We start from the raw sequence: 19,724 nt of genomic DNA, 5'->3' as shown, positions 1-19,724 counted from the left end.
CTTGGCCGCGGCGGACTTGCGCGCCGGCGCGGCCGGCGCCGAGGCACCGGACCGCGACGCATACTTCGCCGCCGGCTTCTTGGTCGCCGCGCGCTGCTTCGTCTCGGCCGGTGCCTCGTCGGGCGCCGAGGCCTTGACCAGGCCCTTGCTCACCGCGCCGAACTTCATCTTCACCGACTTGCCGCCCCAGATCTCCTCAAGGTGGTAATAGCGGCGGATCTCGGGCTGCATGATGTGCGCCACAGCCGCACCGCAGTCGACGATGATCCACTCTCCGTTGTCCTCGCCCTCGGTGCGCATGACCGGGAAGCCCTGCGATCGGACCGCGTCGCGCACGCTGGCGGCCAGGGCCTTCGTCTGCCGGTTGCTCAGGCCCGAGGCCATGATCACCCGTTCGAACAGCGGCGACAGGTGCTCGGTGTTGAAGACCTGGATGTCCTGGGCCTTCACGTCCTCGAGGCCATCGACGATGGCGCGTTGCAGTTTACGGATGTCCATGCAGCTCCGGGCTGGGTGCCGCCCTCAGGCGGCGGGGACGCCACCGCGAGGCGGCGCGTAGAGGTGGTAACGGTCAATATAGCGCGCGACCACGGTGGGCACCATGTCGGGAACCAGCGACTGCGCGGTGCCACCGGCCGCGAGGTGGGCACGGATCGCCGTCGACGAGACGTTCATCGGCGGCATGGGCAGCGCCTCGATGCGGTGCCAAACCGCCAGCAGTTCGGAAGGCGGCGACGGTGACTTGCCGTCGCGGCCGGCCACCGCCAACGTGACTCGCGTGATCAGCTCGCGCCACTCGTGCCAGGTGGGCAGGCGTTCGTACTGGTCCTGTCCGATCACCAGAAACCACTTCGCGTTCGGCTCGGCGAGCTGCGACTCGCGCACCGTGTCGATGGTGTAGCTGGGGCCGTTCCGCTCGATCTCGCGACGGTCGAGCTTGAAGCCGCGGTGGCCGGTGATGGCCGCCTTCACCATGCCGGCGCGGTGTGTGGCGCTCAGCAACGTGCGCTCCTTCTGCCACGCCACGCCGGCCGGGATCCAGCGCAGCTCGTCGAGCTTGAGGTGCTGCACGGCGGTCATCGCGAGCACCAGATGGCCCATGTGCGGCGGATCGAAACTGCCGCCGTACAGGCCGATGCGGCGAGGAGGCACGGCGTTCAAGTCGGGGCCACCCAGTCACGGGGCCGAAGGAAGTCGCTGTAGAGCCGGGCTTCCGGCGTGCCGGCCTCGGGCTGCCAGTCGTAGCGCCAGGCCGCGGCCGGCGGCATCGACATCAGGATGGATTCGGTGCGCCCGCCGGACTGCAGCCCGAACAGCGTGCCGCGGTCCCACACCAGGTTGAACTCGACGTAGCGGCCGCGCCGGTAGGCCTGGAACCCGCGCTCGCGTTCGCCGAACGGCAGCGCCTGGCGGCGCTGCACGATCGGCAGATAGCCCGCGAGCAGCGCGTCGCCGACCGCACGCGTCATCGCGAAGCTGCCATCGAAGCCGAGTTCGGAGAAGTCGTCGTAGAACACGCCGCCGACGCCGCGCGGCTCGTTGCGATGCTTCAGGAAGAAGTACTCGTCGCACCACTGCTTGAAGCGCGGGTACTTGTCGTCGCCGAACGGCGCCAGCGCGTCGCGGCAGGTGGCATGGAAATGCGCCGCATCCTCCTCGAAGCCGTAGTACGGCGTCAGGTCCATGCCGCCGCCAAACCAGGTGACGATCTCGCCGTCGGCTCGGTGTGCAGCCAGCATGCGCACGTTCATGTGCACCGTCGGCACATAGGGGTTGCGCGGGTGGAACACCAGCGAAACGCCCATCGCCTCGAAGGGAGCGCCGGCGAGCTCGGGGCGATGCTGGGTGGCCGACGGTGGCAGTGCCCGGCCGCGCACATGGCTGAAGCTGCAGCCGCCGCGCTCGAGCAGGCGGCCGCCCTCGATCAGGCGCGACAGTCCCTCGCCCTCCAGCTTGCCGCCCGGCTCGCGCGTCCAGCGGTCGCTCAGGAAGCGCCCGCCGTCCTCCGCCTCCAGCGCGGCGACGATGCGCTCCTGCAGACCCAGCAGGTAGTCCCGGACGGCTTGCGTGTCAGTCATCGGGCGGGCGTCAGCGCTTGATCGCGCGGTGACCGATGTCGCGGCGGAACTGCATGCCGTCGAAGGCGATGCCCGAGAGTGCGTCGTAGGCGCGGGCCTGCGCGACCTTGGCCGAGTCCCCGAGCGCGGTGACGCACAGCACGCGGCCGCCACTCGTCACGATGTCCTTGCCCGGCTTGCTGGTGCCGGCGTGGAACACCACCGCGTCCGCGGTCTCGGGCGGCAGGCCGGTGATCACGTCGGCCTTGCGCGGTTGCTCCGGGTAGCCGTGCGCGGCCATCACCACGCCGAGCGCGAAACGCCGGTCCCACTGCAGCTCGACCTGGTCGAGCGTGCCGTCGGCGGCATGCGTCAGCACGTCCAGCAGGTCGCTCTTGAGCCGCATCATGATGGGCTGGGTTTCCGGGTCGCCCATGCGGCAGTTGAATTCCAGCGTCTTCGGGTTGCCCTGGGCATCGATCATCAGCCCGGCGTACAGGAAACCCGTATAGGGAATGCCATCACGCGCCATGCCGTCGAGCGTGGGCTGGATGATCTCGTGCATCACCTTGGCGTGGATGTTGGGCGTGACCACCGGCGCCGGCGAGTAGGCGCCCATGCCGCCGGTGTTCGGTCCGGCATCGCCGTCCTTCAGGCGCTTGTGGTCCTGGCTGGTGGCGAGCGGCAGCACGTGCCGGCCATCGGCCAGCACGATGAAGCTGGCTTCCTCGCCGGCAAGGAACTCCTCGATCACCACCCGCGCTCCACCGGCGTTGTGCGTGACCCCGAGCTTGTTGTCGCCGCTGTGGCCGGCCAGCATCCAGTCGACCGCCTGATGGGCCTCGTCGAGCGTCGCCGCGACCACCACGCCCTTGCCGGCCGCCAGGCCGTCGGCCTTGACGACGATCGGCGCGCCCATGCGGTCGACGTAGGCATGCGCGGCCGCCGCATCGGAGAAGGTCTCATAGGCAGCCGTGGGGATGCCGTGGCGCTTCATGAAGTCCTTCGAGAAGGCCTTCGAGCTCTCCAGTTGCGCGGCCGCCTGGGTCGGGCCGAACACCCGCAGTCCGCGCGCGCGGAACACGTCCACCACACCAGCCGCCAGCGGCGCCTCCGGGCCGACCACCGTGAGGCCGATCTTCTCGGCCTGCGCGAAGTCGGCCAGCGCGTCCACCTCGGTGATCGCGACGTTCTTCAGGCGCACGTCGAGCGCCGTGCCGCCGTTGCCCGGCGCCACGTAGACCATCTGCACCTTGGGCGACTGCGCCAGCTTCCAGGCCAGCGCGTGCTCGCGGCCACCGCCGCCGATGACGAGAACCTTCATGTCGTCCTGCTCACTCGTCCAGTTCGGCGTTGTGGAACACGGCCTGCGTGTCGTCCAGGTCTTCCAGCACGTCGAGCAGCTTCTGCATGCGTTGCGCGTCCTCGCCGGCCAGCGCCACGGTGTTCTCGGCGCGCATCGTCACCTCGGCCAGCTCGGGCACCAGCCCGGCCGCCTGCAACGCCGCCTGCACGGCCTCGAAATCGGGCGGCGCACAGAGCACCTCCACCGTTCCGTCGTCGTCGGTCACCACGTCCTCGGCGCCGGCATCGAGCGCCACCTCCATGATCCTGTCCTCGCTGCTGCCCGGCGCGAACATGAACTGGCCGCAGTGCTTGAACTGGAAGCTCACCGAGCCGTCGGTGCCCAGGTTGCCGCCGTACTTGCTGAAGGCGTGCCGCACCTCGGCCACGGTGCGCACCCGGTTGTCGGTCATCGTGTCGATGATGATCGCCGCGCCGCCGATGCCATAGCCCTCGTAGCGGATCTCCTCGTAGCTGACGCCTTCCTGGTTGCCGGTGGCCTTGTCGACGTTGTACTTGATGCGGTCGGCCGGCATGTTGGCGGCCTTGGCCTTGTCGATCGCCAGGCGCAGCCGCGGGTTCATCGCGGTGTCGCCGCCGCCGGCGCGGGCCGCCACGACGATCTCTCGAATGATGCGGGTCCAGATCTTGCCGCGCTTCTCATCCTGGCGGCCCTTGCGGTGCTGGATGTTGGCCCATTTGGAATGGCCGGCCATGTTGTTCTCGTTTCGGAAAGCTTAGGATTGGAAAGATTTTAGTGGACGCCTCCGCGTCTTCGCCCGCCCCCCTGCCGAGGACCTCATGGCCGAACCCCTGCTGATCGCCAAGCACGGCGAGATCGAATGCGCGCTGCTGCCCGCCCTGGCCAACCGCCACGGGCTGATCACCGGGGCCACCGGCACCGGCAAGACCATCACGCTGCAGGCGCTGGCCGAGCAGTTCTCGAAGATCGGCGTGCCGGTCTTTCTGGCCGACGTGAAGGGCGACCTGACCGGTATCGCCCAGGCCGGCAGCGTGAACGACAAGCTCGCCAAGGTGCTGAAGGACCGCGGCCTGGACCTGCCGACCCCGCTCGCCTGCCCGGCCACCCTGTGGGACGTGTTCGGCGCCCAGGGCCACCCGGTGCGCGCCACCGTGTCCGACATGGGCCCGCTGCTGCTGGGCCGCATGCTCGCGCTCAACGAGACCCAGCAGGGCGTGCTGTCGCTGGTGTTCAAGATCGCCGACGACAACGGCATGCTGCTGCTGGACCTGAAGGACCTGCGCGCGATGCTGCAGCACGTGGGCGACAACGCCAAGGAGTTCCAGACCGAATACGGCAACATCAGCGCCGCCAGCGTGGGCGCCATCCAGCGCGGCCTGATGCAGATCGAGGAACAAGGCGGCGACAAGTTCTTCGGCGAGCCGATGCTCGACATCGGTGACTTCATGCAGACCGCAGACGGCAAGGGCGTGATCAACATCCTGGCCGCCGACAAGCTGATGACCGCGCCGCGGCTCTACGCCACCTTCCTGCTGTGGATGCTCAGCGAGCTGTTCGAGTTGCTGCCCGAGGTGGGCGACCTGGAGAAGCCCAAGCTGGTGTTCTTCTTCGACGAGGCTCACCTGCTGTTCACCGACGCCCCGAAGGCTCTGGTCGAGCGCATCGAGCTGGTGGTGCGGCTGGTGCGCTCCAAGGGCGTGGGCGTCTATTTCGTGACGCAGAACCCGCTCGACGTGCCCGACAGCGTGCTCGGCCAGCTCGGCAACCGCGTGCAGCATGCGCTGCGCGCCTTCACGCCGCGCGACCAGAAGGCCGTCAAGTCGGCCGCCGAGACAATGCGCGCCAATCCCGGGCTCGACATCGCCACCGCGATCACCGAGCTGGCGGTCGGCGAGGCGCTGGTCAGCCTGCTCGACGAGAAGGGCCGCCCCGGCATCACCCAGCGCGTCTTCGTCATCCCGCCGGGCAGCCAGATCGGCCCGATCACGCCACAGCAGCGCCAGGCGCTGATCGCCGGCTCGCTGGTGGCCGGCGTGTACGAGAAGGTGGTCGACCGCGAGTCGGCCTACGAGAAGCTCAAGGGCCGCGGCGCCGCCACGGCCGAGGCGGCCGACGCGCTGAAGGCGAATCGCGGCGCCGGCGGCACCGCGCCGGCACAGGACGGCGGCGGCATGCTCGGCGGGCTGGGCGACATCCTGTTCGGCTCGACCGGGCCGCGCGGCGGCAAGCGCGAGGGTCTGGCCGAGTCGATGGCCAAGTCGGCCGTGCGCACCATGGGCACCACGGTGGGCCGCGAGATCATCCGCGGCGTGCTGGGCAGCCTGCTGGGCGGCAGCAAGCGGCGCTGATCCAGACCCGACGCTCCCTCGCTGCCGCCCCCCTCAGCGGGCTTCCACGACCTCCGGCGTCTGGATCGGCCCACGACCGCTGTAGCGGTCGAGGTAGAGGTAGATCACCGGCGTGAGGTAGAGCGTGATCGCCTGCGAGAACAGCAGTCCGCCCACCACCGCCAGACCCAGCGGCTGCCGCAGCTCGGCGCCGGCGCCGATGCCCAGCGCGATGGGCAGCGCGCCCATCAGCGCGGCCAGCGTGGTCATCGTGATCGGCCGGAAGCGCCGCACGCAGGCTTCGCGAATCGCTGCCTCGGGCGCCATGCCCTGGTGGCGCTGCGCGTCGAGCGCGAAGTCGATCATCATGATCGCGTTCTTCTTCACGATGCCGATCAGCAGCAGGATGCCGATGGTCGCGATCAGCGTCAGATCCTGTCCGAAGAACTCCAGCATCAGCAAGGCTCCCACCGCGGCCGATGGCAGGCCGGCCAGGATGGTCAGCGGGTGGATGTAGCTCTCGTACAGCACGCCCAGCAGCACGTAGATCACCAGCAACGCCGCAACGATGAGGATGGCCTGGCTGCCCTGCGAGGTCTTGAACACCGCTGCGTCACCGCCGTAGCTGGTGATCACCGATGCCGGCAGGCGGATCTCCTGCCCGTAGGCCTCGAGCTGCCGGGTGGCATCGCCGAGCGGCACGCCCGGCGCGAGGTTGAACGACACCGTCACCGCCTGCAGCTGCCCGACGTGGTTCACCGAGGTCGGCCCCAGCGTGCGCTCGACCGTCGCGAAGCTGTTCAGCGGCACCAGTGCACCGTTGCTGCTGCGCAGGTAGATGCCGTCGAAGGCGCTCTCGTCGCGCTTGGCGTCGGGCGCCACTTCCATGATCACCTGGTAGCTGTCGGCTGTGGTGTAGATGGTGGCGACCTGGCGCTCGCCGAAGGCGCTGAACAGCGCGTTGCGGATCGAGTCGACCGACACGCCCAGCGTGTTGGCCTTGTCGCGGTCGATCTTCAGCGAGGCTTGCAGTCCCTTGAGCTGCGAGTCGGAGGTGACGTCGCGGAAGCGCGGATCGGCGCGCAGCTTCTCCTGCAGCCTGGCCGCCCAGTCGTTCAGCTCATCGGCCTTCACGCTCTGCAGGATGTACTGGTAGCGGCTCTTGCTGGGGCGCCCGCCGAGCTGCAGGTTCTGCACCGGCTGCAGGTAGACGGTGATACCGGCCACCTGACTCAACTTCTTGCGCAACCCTTCCACCACCTGCTTCATGGGCAAGCGCTCGCCGCGCGGCTTGAGGTTGATGAACATGCGGCCCGTGTTCTGCGTGCCGCTGCCGCCGTTGACCGAGTTCACGCTCAGCACGTTCGGGTCGGCCAGCATCACCTGCACCGCCTGGTCCTGCAGCTTCACCATCGCCGCGAACGAGGTGTCCTCGGCGGCTTCGGTGGAGGCGCGGATCTGGCCGATGTCCTCTTCCGGGAAGAATCCCTTGGGAATGGTGACGAACATCAGCGCGGTCAGCGCGAAGGTCAGCACGCCCACACCCAGCATCAGACGGCGGTGCCGCAGCGCGAGGTCGAGCGAGCGCGTGTACCAGCGCGTGACGGCCTCGAAGCCGCGCTCGAAGCCGCGCACCAGCGCACCCGGCGGGCGCTGCGTGGCCTCGGGCTTCAGGTAGCGTCCGGCCAGCATGGGCACCAGCGTCAGCGAGACGAAGGCCGACACCAGGATGGCCAGCGAGACGATCACCGCGAATTCGTGGAACAGCAGGCCGATCACGCCGGGCATGAAGAAGATCGGGATGAACACCGCGACCAGCGAGGTCGAGATCGAGATGATGGTGAAGCCGACCTCGCGCGAGCCCTTCAACGCCGCCTCGAACGGGTCCATGCCCTGCTCGACGTGGTGCATGATGTTCTCGAGCATCACGATCGCGTCGTCCACCACCAGGCCCACGGCCAGCGTCAGGCCCAGCAGCGAGATGTTGTCGAGGCTGTAGCCGCCGGCCCACAGCAGCGCCACCGCACCGATCAGCGACACCGGCAGCGACAGCGTCGGGATCACCGTTGCGACCGCTCTCCGCAGGAAGAGAAAGATCACCAGCACCACCAGCACGATGGTGCCGAGCAGCGTGAGGTTCACGTCGTGCAGTGCCTCGCGGATCGAGGTGGAGCGGTCGTTCAGCAGGCTCAGCTGGATCGACTGCGGCAGCTGTGCGGTGAAGCCCGGCAGCGCGGCCTTGACCGCATCCACCACCGCCACGGTGTTGGCGTCGGGCTGGCGCTGCACGGCCAGCGTAATCGACGCCTCGCCGTTGAAGTTGGCCGAGGTCTTGACGCTCTCGTAGCTGTCCTCCACGGTCGCCACGTCGCGCAGCCGCACCGTGTTGCCGTTCTTGCTGCTGACGATCAGGTCGGAGAACTCGGCCGCGTTGCGCAGCTGCCGGTTGGCCTGCACCGTCAGCGTCTGGCGGTCGCCCTCGAGCGTGCCGACCGGCGTGTTGGCATTGGCGGTGGCGAGCGCCGCACTCAGCTCCTCGATCGCGATGTCGCGCGCGGCCAGCGCCTGCGGGTGCACCCTCACCCGCACCGCGAAGCGTCGCTGGCCGAAGATGTTGACCTGCGCCACGCCAGGCAGCGTGGACAGCGCGGGCGAGATCAGGTGCTCGGCGTAGTCGTTCAGGTCCGACAGGTTCAGCGAGGGCGAGGTCATCGCCATCAGCAGCACCGGCGCGTCGGCCGGGTTGACCTTGCGATAGGACGGCGGCGCGGTCATGTCCTGCGGCAACGTGCGTTCGGCACGCAGCAGCGCCGCCTGCACGTCGACCGCCGCCGCGTCGATGTCGCGGCCCTCGTCGAACTCCAGCGTCAGCGAGGTGGTGCCCAGCGTGCTGGTCGAGCTGATCATGCTGAGCGAGGGGATCGTCGAGAACTGCTTCTCCAACTGCAGCGCCACCGAGGTGGCCATGGTCTCGGGGCTGGCACCGGGCAGCGAGGCCGTGACGTTGATCACCGGGGTGTTGTAGCTCGGCAGTGCGGCGATCGGGATCTGCCGGTAGGCGATGACGCCGGCCACCACCATGGCCAGGTTCAGCAGCACCGTCATCACCGGACGGCGGATGAACAGCTCCGACAGGTTCATGGCCGAGGCTCCGACGCGGCGGCCACGCGCCGCGCCGGCCGGCTCGCCGCGGCCGCCTCCGGGGCCTGTTCGACCACCGCTGCACCGGGCCGCAGGTTCTGCTTGCCGTCGACGATGACGCGCTCGCCTGCCTGCACGCCGCTGACGGCTGCCACGTCGCCGGCCGAGGCGATGACCTCCACCTCGCGGAGCTGTGCCTTGTCGTCCGCGCCGACCACGTAGACCGACTTGGCCTTGGCGCCCTGGATGATTGCGGCCTGCGGCACCAGGATCGCGCCCGGCAGGCTGCCGACCGCGAGCTTCACGTCGGCATAGGCACCGGGCCACAGCTGCTGCTGCGGATTGGCGAACTGCGCCTTGACCTGCACCGTGCCCGAGTTCGCGTCGACGGCGCTGTCGACGAACTGCAGCGTGCCGGTGAGCGGAGCCTGCGCGCCCGGCAGGCGCGCGGTGACGCGGCCGGTGCCCGACTTCAGGCTGTCCAGCAGCGCGCCGATGTGCCGCTGCGGCACCGGAAAGCTCACCGCGATCGGGTCGAGCTGGGTGATCGTCACCAGCGCTGGCGACGCCGGCGTCACATAGCTGCCGGCATAGACCGCGATCGCGCCCACGCGGCCGGCGCTCGGGGCCACGATGCGCGCGTAGCCGAGGTCCACACGCGCCGCCTGGATCGCCGCGCGGTCGGCCACCACCACCGCCTGCTGCGCCTCGACCTGGCTGAGGTTGGTGTCGACGGCGCTCTGCGACACGAAATCCTGGCGCAGCAGATCGCGGCTGCGGGCCAGTTGCCGCTCGGCGTCGGCCAGCGTGGCCAGATCGCGCTGCAACTGCGCCTGGGCCTGGGCCACCCGCACCTCGGCGGCGCGGCTGTCAAGCGTGAACAGCAGTTCGCCGGCACGGACCGTCTGCCCTTCGCGGATGTGCACCCGCTCGATGGCGGCGCTGATCTGCGGATGGATCTCCACGCGGTTCAGCGCGCTGACCGTGCCGGTCGCCCCCAGCTCCAGTGCGAAATCCTCGCGGCGTGCCGGCACCGTGGTCACCGTGACGGCGGCGCCGGCGGCCGCAGCCGCAGCACGCGGGGCGCCGGCCGACGGGCGCTGCGCCAGCGTCCAGGCGAAGGCGGCCCCTGCGGCGACCAGCACCACGGCCCCCCCCAACAGCGTCGTTCTTTTCATGTCACTGCGATCTCGGGCAAAGGCGAAAGTTGCCACGCGCACTTGAGCCCGGCGTGAAGGACTGTGAACTTGCGTGAAGCCACCGCGACCATGACGGCCGGCGATCGGCCGACCCGGAGTGTCGCCGCCCCAGCGGCCCCCTGCCCGCGCTCGGTCATGCGGGAGGGGCGGCTCCAGCGGCTTGCCATAATCGATCGATGCAACCCGGCCCGCCCTCCACCCCGCCGTCCCGCGAGGCCCTGGCCCCGCACGCGCCGCTCAGCGCCTACTATGGAGACGAAGCCGATCACCAGCGCTTCCTGCGCCGCATTTTCGACGACACCGCACCGGACTACGAGCGCATCGAGCGCATCCTGGCCCTGGGCTCCGGCCCCTGGTACCGACGGCGCGCGCTGGAGCGGGCCGGACTCGCCACCGGCGCGCAGGTGCTGGACGTCGGCATCGGGACCGGCATGGTCGCGCGCGAGGCGCTGCGCCTGATCGGTCCGGGCGGCCGGCTGGTCGGCGTCGATCCCAGCCCCGGCATGATGGGCGAGGTGCATCTGCCCGGCGTCGAGTTGCGGCAGGGCCGCGCGGAGGCCCTGCCCTGCGACGATGCCAGCGCCGATTTCCTCAGCCTCGGCTACGCGCTGCGGCACATCGCCGACGTGTCGGCCGCGTTCTCCGAGTTCCACCGCGCCCTGCGGCCCGGTGGGCGGTTGCTGCTTCTCGAGATCACGCGTCCGGTCGGGCGTATCCCCACCTCGCTGCTGCGCGGCTACATGCGTGCGGTGGTGCCGTTGATCGCCCGCGCCGTCGGGCGCCGCAGCGACACTGCCGAGCTGTGGCGCTACTACTGGGACACCATCGAAGCCTGCATCTCGCCGGACTCGGTGATGGAGGCGCTGCGGGCCGCGGGCTTCGAGCATGTGCAGCGCCATGTCGAGCTCGGCATCTTCTCCGAGTACACGGCCGTCAAGCCGGCCCGGAACTGAACCCATGAATTCCGCTGCATCCTCCTCCGACACGGCGCCCTCCTCCTGCGACGTGCTGGTGATCGGCGGCGGCCCGGCCGGCTCCTCCATCGCGGCCCTGCTGGCCAAACAGGGCCGCGACGTCGTGCTGCTGGAGAAGGCCCACCACCCGCGCTTTCACATCGGCGAGTCGCTGCTGCCGGCCAACGTCGCGCTGTTCGAGCGGCTCGGCGTGCGCGACCAGGTCGAGAAGATCGGCATGCCCAAGTGGGGCATCGAGTTCGTGTCGCCCGAGCACGAGCACCGCAGTTACCTCGAGTTCGCCGACCAATGGGACAAGCGCCAGCCCTATGCCTGGCAGGTGCGCCGCTCCGAGCTGGATGAACTGCTGTTCCGCCATGCGGCGGCGTCCGGCGCCAGGTCCCTGGAAGGCTGCCGCGTGCGCGACGTGAGCTTCGACGCCGACGGCGCCACCGTGCAGGCCACGCTGGACGACGGCGCCGCGCGCCGCTGGCGCGCCCGCTTCGTGGTCGACGCCTCCGGGCGCGACACCTTCATCGCGAACAAGCTGCGCTGCAAGGAAAAGAACCCGGCGCACAACAGCTCGGCGCTGTTCGGCCACTACACCGGCGCGCGTCGGCTGCCGGGTGTGAAGGAAGGCAACATCAGCATCATGTGGTTCGCCCACGGCTGGTTCTGGTTCATCCCGCTGGCCGACGGAACCACCAGCGTCGGCGCCGTGTGCTGGCCCTACTACCTGAAGCAGCGCGACAAGCCGTTGAAGGATTTCTTCGACGACACCATCGCGTTGTGCCCCGAACTGGCCGACCGCCTGAAGGACGCCACGCTGGTGGGCGGCGACGTGCACGCGACCGGCAACTTCTCGTACTGCGCCACCCACTGCAGCGGCGAACGCTACCTGCTGCTCGGCGATGCCTTCACCTTCATCGACCCGATGTTCTCGTCCGGGGTCTACCTTGCGATGCACAGCGCCTTCGACGGCGCCGAGGTGGTGGCGACCTGCCTGGACCGCCCCGCCGAGGCCGCGGCAGCCCGCCGCCGCTTCGAGGCGACGATGCGCAAGGGCCCGCGCGAGTACTCGTGGTTCATCTTCCGCGTCACCAACCCGACCATCCGCGAGATGTTCATGTACCCGGCGAACCCGCTGCGCGTGAAAGAAGCGCTGCTGTCGCTGCTGGCCGGTGACATCTACGGCAAGACGCCGATCTGGCCGTCGCTGTGGGCCATGAAGGGCATCTACTACCTCATCTCGCTGCGCAGCCTGCGCCGCACCATCGGCGGCTGGCGGCGGCATCGCCGCAACATCCAGGACATGGGCCCGCTGCGCGGCGAGAACATCCTCGAGGCGCAGTGACGGTGCCGGCTGCCCTTCCCTCGCCCCATCTGAGCGTCCAACGTCTCACGCCGTCGCAGTGGTCGGCGCTCGCCGCCGGCGCGACGCCGCCGCTGGGCGCACTCGGCTACGGCATGGCCGCCGCACCCGGCCTGGCCGCGGTGGCTGCCCGCACGCTGGGCGCCGCCGGTCCACGCGTCGACGCCTGGTGCAGCCCGGCACCGTTGGTCGACACCGGTCGCTGCGGCCGCGTCCACTGGCAGCACGACGGCCACTGGCTGTTCGGCTCACTGCAACTCGACGAAACGCTCGAAGCCGGTGCTGGCATGCAGGCCCTCGCACAGCGCGCCTACCAGGACGTGTTCGCCACGCTGGCCCACACCGGCTGCGAGCACCTGCTGCGGCTGTGGAACTACCTGCCCGACATCAACGGCGACGGCGGCGGCCTGGAGCGCTACCGCCAGTTCAACCTGGGGCGCCAGCAGGCGTTCTTCGATGCGCAGCGCCCTGCCTTCGAGGGCGCGCCGGCGGCCTGTGCGCTGGGCACGCAAGGCGGCCCGTTCTGCGTGCACTTCCTGGCCGGCCGCACGCAGCCGCTGCAAGTCGAGAACCCGCGCCAGGTGTCGGCCTACCACTACCCGAGCGAGTACGGCCCGCGCAGCCCGAGCTTCTCGCGTGCGGCGGTGTTCGACGCCGGCGCGGGCCAGGTGGCGCTGCTGATCTCCGGCACGGCCAGCATCGTCGGCCACGCCAGCCTGCACGCGGGCGACGTGGCCGCGCAGACGCGTGAGACCCTCACCAACCTGGAGGCGGTGCTCGGCGCCGCGCGCCAGCGCAGCAGCGCGCGCTTCGAGCTCGATCAGCTCTCGCTGACGGTGTATGTGCGCCACGCGAGCGACGCCGCACAGGTGCGGTCGCTGCTCGGCGACGCGCTCGGCGCCGACGCCGTGGCGCTGCGGGACGCCGTGCTGCTGCAGGGCGACGTGTGCCGCCGCGAACTGCTGGTCGAGATCGAAGCCCACGCCTTCGCGCCCGGCGAGGTGCGCGCGTGAGGCGGCTGGCCGGGAACGCCTGCATCGCCTCGCTGCTGGCCTGCACCGCCTCGCTGCCGGTGGCGGCCCAGGCGCAAAGACCGCTGTGGGAACTGGGACTCGGTGTGGCAGGCCTGCGCCTGCCGCACTACCGCGGAGCGAACCAGTCGCACGACTGGCTGCTGCCGGTGCCCTACGCCGTGTACCGCGGGAAGATCTTCAAGGCCGACCGGGACGGTGCACGCGCCGTGCTGTTCGAGTCGGACCGGCTCGACTTCGACCTGAGCCTCGCCGCCACCGCGCCGACGCGCAGCGAGGACAACGACGCGCGCCGGGGCATGAGCGATCTCGCGCCGACGCTCGAGTTCGGACCCAACCTGAACTGGACCGCCGCCCGCGGCACCGGTTGGACCCTGCAGTTGCGAGCGCCCGTGCGCGCGGCGCTGACGCTAGAGTCACGCGCACGCGGGATCGGCTGGACCGCCACGCCGAATCTCGGCCTCGATGTCGAGAACGTCGGCAGCTCCGGTTGGAACCTCGGACTGATGAGCGGTCCGGTGTTCGGCAGCCGCCGCTTCAACGCCTATTTCTACGACGTGCCGACGGCCGACGCCACCGCCGATCGACCGGCCTACCGCAGCCCCGGCGGCTATGCAGGGGCCCAGGCCACCGCGACGCTGTCGCGGCGCTTCGAGCGCACCTGGCCGGACTGTTCGTCCGCCACGACACGCTGCACGGCGCACGCTTCGCCGACAGCCCGCTGGTACGCCAGCGAGACAACCTCTCGTTCGGCATCGCGTTCAGCTGGGTCTTCGCGACCTCGTCCGAGACCGTATCCTCCGATCGATGAAGCGCCTGTTCGCCCTTCCCCTGAGCCTGGCCCTGCTCGCGCTGCTGCTGCTGCTCGGCGTGATGTCGACGATCTGGAACCTGACCGCGCTGCTGCTCTACCCGCTGCTGCCGCGCGATCGCGGCCTGGTCGTCGGTCGCGCCGGCATCGCCTACGGTTACCGACTCTACTGGTTGCTGGCTTCGGCCAGCGGCATGATCAAGCTCGATGCGAACGCTCTTGATGCGTTCAAGGACGAGCCGCGGCTGATCGTCGTCGCCAACCACCCCAGCCTGCTCGACGCGCTGATGCTGGTGGCCCGCCTGCCCAGGAGCGCCTGCATCATGAAGGCCGGACTGATGCGCAACCCCTTCCTCGGTGCGGGCGCACGCTTGGCGCGCTACATCCGCAACGACTCGCCGCGCGGCATGATCCGCCTCGCGGTGCAGGACCTGCAGCACGGCGGCCAACTGGTGCTGTTTCCCGAAGGCACGCGCACGACGCGGCATCCGGTCAACCCGTTCCGGCCCGGCGTGACGCTGATCGCCAAGCTCGCCGGGGCACCGATCCAGACGGTCTTCATCGACACCGAGTCGCCCTACCTCGGAAAGGGCTGGCCGATCTGGAAGTTGCCGCCGCTGCCGATCCGCTTCTCGGTCCGGCTGGGCGAGCGCTTCGCGCCGCAGGAGGACACCGATGCGCTGCTCGCACAGCTCGAAGCCTATTTCGCTGCCGGCGTGAAGCCGTCCGGGCCCACCGCATGACGCCGTCGACCACGCACCTGGTGCTGATCCCCAGCTTCGACACCGGGCGCAAGCTCTGCGACACGGTGCGCGAGGCGCGTGCGCAGTGGACCCCGGTGTGGGTGGTGATCGATGGCAGCACCGACGACAGCGGCGCGGAGGTTCAGCGCCTGGCCGTCGGCGACGAGGGGCTGCGCGTGCTGCTGCTGCCCGTCAACCAGGGCAAGGGCGCGGCGGTGCTGCACGGCCTGCAGGCCGCGCAGGCCGCCGGCTACACCCATGCACTGACGATGGACGCCGATGGTCAGCACCCGGCGGGCCTGATTCCGGAGTTCATGCGCGCCTCGCTCGCCCGGCCCGACGCGATGATCCTCGGCCGCCCGGTGTTCGATGCCAGCGCGCCGCTGTTGCGGGTGCGCGGCCGGCGTGTCTCCAACGCCTGGACCAACCTCGAGACCCTGGGTGCCGGCGTGGCCGACTCGCTGTACGGCTTTCGCGTCTACCCGGTCGCCGCGCTCGCCGCGGTGATGGCGCGCCAGCCCTGGATGCGCCGCTTCGATTTCGACACCGAAGCGGTGGTTCGCCTCGCCTGGCGCGGCATCAAACCGATCAACCGCGACGCACCGGTGAAGTACCTGCGCCCCGAGGAAGGCGGCGTCTCGCACTTCCGCTACGGCCGCGACAACCTGCTGCTGACCTGGATGCACACGCGCTGATGCTGGAGTTCCTGTTGCGCTTGCCGGTGCTGCTGTGGCGCCGTCTGCGGAGATTGCCGCCGTTCCAGGCTTGACAGCGGTCGCCTGCTGAGTGAGTGCTGCTGACCAGCACGGCTTGGGAAGGCATTCGATCTGCAGCGCGCCGGGCAGTGTCAGAGCGACTCGACGGTCAGCTGCAACCGACGCTCACAGCATGCCGCCGTTGATCGAGATGATCTGGCCGGTGATGTAGCCCGCCGCGGCGCTGGCGAGGAAGCCGGCCAGGTCGGCCACTTCCTCGGGCGTGCCGGCACGCTTGCACGGCACCAGCTGCGCGATGGTCGCGGCGTCGAAGGCGGCATCGGCCATCGGCGAGGCGATGATGCCGGGCGCGATGGCATTGACGGTGACGCCCCGGCTCGCGACCTCCAGCGACAGAGCCTTGGTCGCGCTGTTGAGCGCGCCCTTGGCCGCCGCGTAGTTCACCTGGCCGCGGTTGCCGGCCAGCGCCGCGACCGAGGAGATGTTGATCACCCGGCCCCAGCGGGTGCGCAGCATCGGCAGCAGCAGCGGCTGGGTCACGTGGAAGAAACCGTGCAGCGACACGTCGATCACGCGGTGCCACTGCTCGGCGCGCATGCCGGGGAACACCGCGTCATCGTGCACGCCGGCGTTGTTGACGATCACCTGCACCGGCCCGGCCTCGAGCAGGCGCTCGCAGGCCGCACGCGAGGCGTCGGCGTCGGTCAGGTCGAACACGCAGCATTGCGCTTGGCCGCCGTCGGCGCGGATCGCCTCGGCCAGCGCTTCCACCGCCTGCGGCCGAGCGTTGGCGTGCAGCAGCAGCGACGCACCGTCGCGCGCCAGCCGCCGTGCGATCGCGGCACCGAGCGCGCCGCTGGCGCCGGTGACGAGCGCACGCTTGTGGTCCAGGCTCATGGCTCGCTCCTCGGTGACGGCAGGTCCTGCATGGCGGGCTGCCTCGCGAGCGGCGTGTCGAGCACCACGGTCGCGCGCCCGTCGACCAACCGTCGACCGTGCCCGTCGCTGAGCTCGAAGCGGTACATCACCTGCCGATCCTCACCGGCCAGACGCTCGGCGCGCACCTGCAGCGGCCCGGCCACGCCATCCAGCCGCGCCACTGCCAGCCGCACGTCGCGCACGCTTGCCAGGTACCCGGGCCGCGGGCCGGCCTCGGGCGGCGCGCGCAACGCGCCGTGCAGGGCCATGGCCTGCGCGGCGTACTCGATCGCACACGGCGACAGCAGGCCGCTCGCGCTGCGCAGCGGATGGTCGGGTTCGCTGTGGTTCTCGGCGGCGCAGTGGATCTGCTCCGGCGACCACGACAGCAGACGGTCGAGCAGGCACATTCGGCCCTGGTGCGGGATGCGCAGCGAGATGCCGGCGCGATCCAGCGTGGCCGGGGCGGCGGCCGGGAAGGACTCACGCATGGTGCCGGACCTCGACCGTGAAGCCCTTCAGTCCCTCGATGCGCAGCGAAGCCGGCGCACCGCCGGCCAGCGCGCGCAGCAGCGGCAGGCTGCGAGCGGCCGGCACGCCGAGGCGCAGCGCATCGAGTGCGGCATCGCCGCAGTCGCTCGCAGGGGCCTCGGTCTCGTCGCTGCGCAGCGTCAGCATCGGCAGCGGTGCGTCGCCCGGACCGACATCGAGCAGCAAGGCCACGCCGAAGGCGGCCGACAGCGGCCGCACGCTGTGCAGCGGCTCCGGGTAAGGCGCATCGGCCGCCACCAGCAGCACCGGGCGGCGTGCGCTCACGCACTGCGCCATCGCCTCCAGCAAGCCGGCACCGAAGCTGCCGTCGTGGGCACACAGGCTGGTCGACGGCGCGCGGCTGGTGGTGGCGATGTGCCAGTAGCCCGCCACCGCGTTGTGCACCGAGTTGGTAAAGCGCGTGGGCGAGATGGCGCGCTGCGGCGTCGCCAGCGCTTCGCACAGCGCGTTGCAGTTGGCAGCGTCGCCGCTCGATGCGGTGAACACCGTCGCCAGATGCTGGGTGTCGGCGCCGGCCTCGGTGCAGGCCTGGTCGGCCACGGCAATCGACAGCTTCACGACGTCGCCGGCGCGGCGGCGCTCGGCCGGCGGCAGGCGGGCCGGCGCCGTCAGCACGGTGGGCCGGAAGACCCAGGAGGACGGCTCGCGCAGCAGTGGCTGCCCTCCGCTCCAATCGGCCAGGCCCGGTCCCAGCAAGCCGATGCCGCGCACGCTCACGCTCAGCGCAATGCTCATGCGGCGGCCCCGAAGACGAGGCAGGCGTTGGACCCGCCGAAGCCGAAGGAATTGCTCGCCACCAGGCGGAGACGTGCCTCGACATTGGCGTCGAGGTAGCGGCTGCGCAACGCCGCGTCGGGCGTGCGCCGGTTCAGGCCGCCCGGCATCAGGCCGTGCTGCAGTGCCAGCATCGCGATCGCCGCCTCCACGCCGCCGGCCGCGCCCAGCGTGTGCCCGGTGGCGCCCTTGGTCGAGCTGCAGGGCAGCCGGTCGCCGAATACCGTGCACACGGCCAGGTCCTCGGCACTGTCGTTGTTGGGCGTCGCGGTGCCGTGCAGGTTGAGGTAGTCGATCTCGCCCGGCACCACGCCAGCCTGGGCGAGCGCCGCCTGCATGGCCTCGGCCGCACCGGCGCCTGCGGGTGCGGGCTGCTCATGTGGAAACCGTCGCTGCTCTCGCCGACGCCGCGCAACCAGGCCTGCGGTGCGGCGACGTCGCGCTCCAGCAGCGCGAAGGCCGCGGCCTCGCCGAGCGACAGGCCGTGGCGCTGCGCATCCCAGGGCCGGCAGATGTCGTCCGACAGAAGCTCCAGCGAGTTGAAGCCGTACAGCGTGGTGAGGCAGAGGCTGTCGACCCCGCCGACCACGGCCGCGTCGATCACGCCCAGCTCGATCAGGCGGGCGGCGTGGCCGAACACCTTGGCGCTCGAGGAGCAGGCGGTCGACACGGCGCAGGACGGCCCCTCCAGCTCGAGCACGCGGCGCGTGAAGTCGACCACCGAGTAGGTGTTGTGCGTCTGCGCGTAGCGGAAGTCGGCCGGCAGCGCGCCGGTCGCTGGATCGCGGCGGCGGTAAGCCAGCTCGGTCTGCAGGATGCCCGAGGTGCTGGTGCCGAGGAACACGCCGATGCGGCGCGGCCCGAAGCGCGCGCGCGCCCGCGCCACGCTGGCGGCGAAACCGTCGGCCTGCAGACCGAGCCAGGCCAGCCGGTTGTTGCGACAGTCGAAGTCGGCCAGCGCCGGCGGCAGCGCCTGCGCGTCGACGCCCTCCACTTCGCCGATCCAGGTGTCGAGGGCCGCGGTCTCGAAGGTCTTGCGTGCCAGGCCACTGCGGCCGTCACGCAGTGCGGCCAGCGTGGCCGCGCGGCCGACGCCCAGCGCACTGGCGAGCGTGTGGTCGGTGACTGCCAGCGGCTTCATGCGTCGCTCGCCGTCCGGCGCGGCGGCAGTGCGGCCGTCAGCGTCACGCAACGCAGCCCGACGGCACGGCAGCGCTCCAGCAGTGGCGGCAGCACCTCCAGCAGCACCGGCCGGCCGGCCGCCGTCGTCGCCGCATGGCCGTCGTGCAGCAGCAGGATGTCGCCGGCAGCGAGGTCGCGCGTCAGCCGCTCGAGCACACGCTGCGGTGCGCGCTCGCGGGTGTCGAAGCCGCGCCGGGTCCAGCTCACCAAATGCAAGCCGAGCCGGTGCAGCACCGGGTCGAGGAAGGGGTTGCGCAGGCCCGCCGGCGCCCGGAAGCAGTGCGGGCGGCGCCCTGTGATGTCGGCCAGCACCTGTTGTGCCCTCTCCAGCTCGGCGGTGTAGCCGCGCGGCCCGAGCATCGCGAAGTTGTGGCGGTGCACATGGCTGTGGTTCTGCACGCAGTGGCCACGCGCAAGGATCTCGCGCGTCAGCGCTGGCTGGGTCGCGGCACGCGCTGCGATGCAGAAGAAGCTCGCCTTCGCGCCGTGCCGGTCCAGCAGGTCGAGCACCGCGGGCGTGACCGCGGGGTCCGGGCCGTCGTCGATGGTCAGCGCGATCTCGCCGCGCGCGGCGCTGGCATCGGGCAGCCGCGTGACGTTGGGGCCGAGCAGCCGGCTGCG

General features: G+C 70.5%; 16 protein-coding genes and 3 pseudogenes. 7 read left to right on the top strand and 12 right to left on the bottom strand.

The annotated features are described in order from the left end of the window. The 5 genes from rsfS to Y694_RS12755 all read right to left on the bottom strand — a co-directional run. Positions 1–498: ribosome silencing factor (rsfS, locus tag Y694_RS12775; protein ID WP_036233020.1), on the bottom strand; the 498-nt coding region annotated here is incomplete at its 3' end. 24 nt (positions 499–522) lie between these two features. After that, positions 523–1,152 carry a nicotinate-nucleotide adenylyltransferase gene (nadD, locus tag Y694_RS12770; RefSeq protein WP_036233028.1) on the bottom strand — a complete coding sequence of 210 codons (630 nt, stop codon included), beginning with the start codon at positions 1,150–1,152 and terminating at the stop codon, positions 523–525. A gap of 5 nt (positions 1,153–1,157) precedes the next feature. Continuing rightward, complete coding sequence (hemF, locus tag Y694_RS12765) at positions 1,158–2,078, bottom strand: oxygen-dependent coproporphyrinogen oxidase (RefSeq protein WP_011828938.1); 921 nt, start codon at positions 2,076–2,078, stop codon at positions 1,158–1,160. Positions 2,079–2,088: 10 nt separating this feature from the next. Next, positions 2,089–3,381: a phosphoribosylamine--glycine ligase gene (purD, locus tag Y694_RS12760; protein WP_036233018.1), complete on the bottom strand. Its 1,293-nt coding sequence runs from the start codon at positions 3,379–3,381 to the stop codon at positions 2,089–2,091. A gap of 10 nt (positions 3,382–3,391) precedes the next feature. Then, positions 3,392–4,117 (bottom strand): YebC/PmpR family DNA-binding transcriptional regulator, encoded by a 726-nt coding sequence (locus Y694_RS12755; RefSeq protein WP_036233015.1) that lies wholly within the window; start codon positions 4,115–4,117, stop codon positions 3,392–3,394. Between the two features lie 85 nt (positions 4,118–4,202). On the opposite strand from Y694_RS12755, the gene Y694_RS12750 reads away from it, so the two are divergent. Beyond that, positions 4,203–5,732, top strand: a complete 1,530-nt coding sequence (locus Y694_RS12750; protein WP_011828935.1) for a helicase HerA-like C-terminal domain-containing protein — start codon at positions 4,203–4,205, stop codon at positions 5,730–5,732. A gap of 33 nt (positions 5,733–5,765) precedes the next feature. Here the strand turns inward: Y694_RS12750 and Y694_RS12745 are convergent, their stop codons facing one another. Together Y694_RS12745 and Y694_RS12740 are read right to left on the bottom strand one after the other, a co-directional pair. Then, positions 5,766–8,852, bottom strand: a complete 3,087-nt coding sequence (locus Y694_RS12745) for an efflux RND transporter permease subunit (protein WP_011828934.1) — start codon at positions 8,850–8,852, stop codon at positions 5,766–5,768. Next, the gene (locus Y694_RS12740) at positions 8,849–10,030 is read right to left on the bottom strand and encodes an efflux RND transporter periplasmic adaptor subunit (RefSeq protein ID WP_051495750.1); all 1,182 of its coding nucleotides are present in this window, start codon (positions 10,028–10,030) and stop codon (positions 8,849–8,851) included. Before Y694_RS12740 ends, Y694_RS12745 begins: the two co-directional genes overlap by 4 nt. Before the next feature lie 197 nt (positions 10,031–10,227). Between Y694_RS12740 and Y694_RS12735 the strand changes: the two genes are divergently transcribed. The 6 genes and pseudogenes from Y694_RS12735 to Y694_RS12710 all read left to right on the top strand — a co-directional run bounded on the left by Y694_RS12735 (position 10,228) and on the right by Y694_RS12710 (position 15,730). After that, positions 10,228–11,004: a class I SAM-dependent methyltransferase gene (locus Y694_RS12735; RefSeq protein WP_036233012.1), complete on the top strand. Its 777-nt coding sequence runs from the start codon at positions 10,228–10,230 to the stop codon at positions 11,002–11,004. Positions 11,005–11,008: 4 nt separating this feature from the next. Continuing rightward, a complete protein-coding gene (locus tag Y694_RS12730; RefSeq protein ID WP_036233010.1) occupies positions 11,009–12,358 on the top strand; it encodes an NAD(P)/FAD-dependent oxidoreductase in 1,350 nt (449 codons plus the stop codon). A 2-nt stretch (positions 12,359–12,360) separates the two neighbouring features. Then, the gene (locus Y694_RS12725; RefSeq protein WP_036233025.1) at positions 12,361–13,389 is read left to right on the top strand and encodes an endoribonuclease L-PSP; all 1,029 of its coding nucleotides are present in this window, start codon (positions 12,361–12,363) and stop codon (positions 13,387–13,389) included. Continuing rightward, positions 13,323–14,012: pseudogene (locus Y694_RS27210) on the top strand (MipA/OmpV family protein); the annotation flags it as partial. The gene Y694_RS12725 and the pseudogene Y694_RS27210, both read left to right, overlap by 67 nt. Before the next feature lie 202 nt (positions 14,013–14,214). Continuing rightward, on the top strand, positions 14,215–14,961 hold the full coding sequence (locus tag Y694_RS12715; RefSeq protein WP_011828928.1) for a lysophospholipid acyltransferase family protein: 747 nt from the start codon (positions 14,215–14,217) through the stop codon (positions 14,959–14,961). Beyond that, a pseudogene (locus Y694_RS12710) lies at positions 14,958–15,730 on the top strand (glycosyltransferase family 2 protein). The gene Y694_RS12715 and the pseudogene Y694_RS12710 overlap by 4 nt, the downstream one beginning before the upstream one ends. Before the next feature lie 112 nt (positions 15,731–15,842). Here the strand turns inward: Y694_RS12710 and fabG are convergent. From fabG to Y694_RS12685, 5 genes and pseudogenes are all read right to left on the bottom strand, one after another. Beyond that, positions 15,843–16,574, bottom strand: a complete 732-nt coding sequence (gene fabG / locus Y694_RS12705; RefSeq protein WP_011828926.1) for a 3-oxoacyl-ACP reductase FabG — start codon at positions 16,572–16,574, stop codon at positions 15,843–15,845. Beyond that, positions 16,571–17,086 carry a 3-hydroxymyristoyl-ACP dehydratase gene (locus Y694_RS12700; protein ID WP_036233005.1) on the bottom strand — a complete coding sequence of 172 codons (516 nt, stop codon included), beginning with the start codon at positions 17,084–17,086 and terminating at the stop codon, positions 16,571–16,573. Before Y694_RS12700 ends, fabG begins: the two co-directional genes overlap by 4 nt. Next, positions 17,079–17,882 (bottom strand): beta-ketoacyl synthase chain length factor, encoded by an 804-nt coding sequence (locus tag Y694_RS12695; RefSeq protein WP_036233003.1) that lies wholly within the window; start codon positions 17,880–17,882, stop codon positions 17,079–17,081. The genes Y694_RS12700 and Y694_RS12695 overlap by 8 nt, the downstream gene beginning before the upstream one ends. Next, positions 17,879–19,062, bottom strand: a pseudogene (locus Y694_RS12690) (beta-ketoacyl-[acyl-carrier-protein] synthase family protein). The gene Y694_RS12695 and the pseudogene Y694_RS12690 overlap by 4 nt, the downstream one beginning before the upstream one ends. Next, the coding region (locus Y694_RS12685) for a polysaccharide deacetylase family protein (protein WP_036233001.1) at positions 19,059–19,724 on the bottom strand (666 nt) is incomplete at its 5' end. The gene Y694_RS12685 and the pseudogene Y694_RS12690, both read right to left, overlap by 4 nt.

It is taken from the genome of Methylibium sp. T29-B (assembly GCF_000576225.1).
Taxonomy (GTDB): domain Bacteria; phylum Pseudomonadota; class Gammaproteobacteria; order Burkholderiales; family Burkholderiaceae_C; genus Methylibium; species Methylibium petroleiphilum.
Note: the sequence above shows the minus strand (reverse complement) of the source record. Positions and strands in the feature narration are given on the sequence as shown.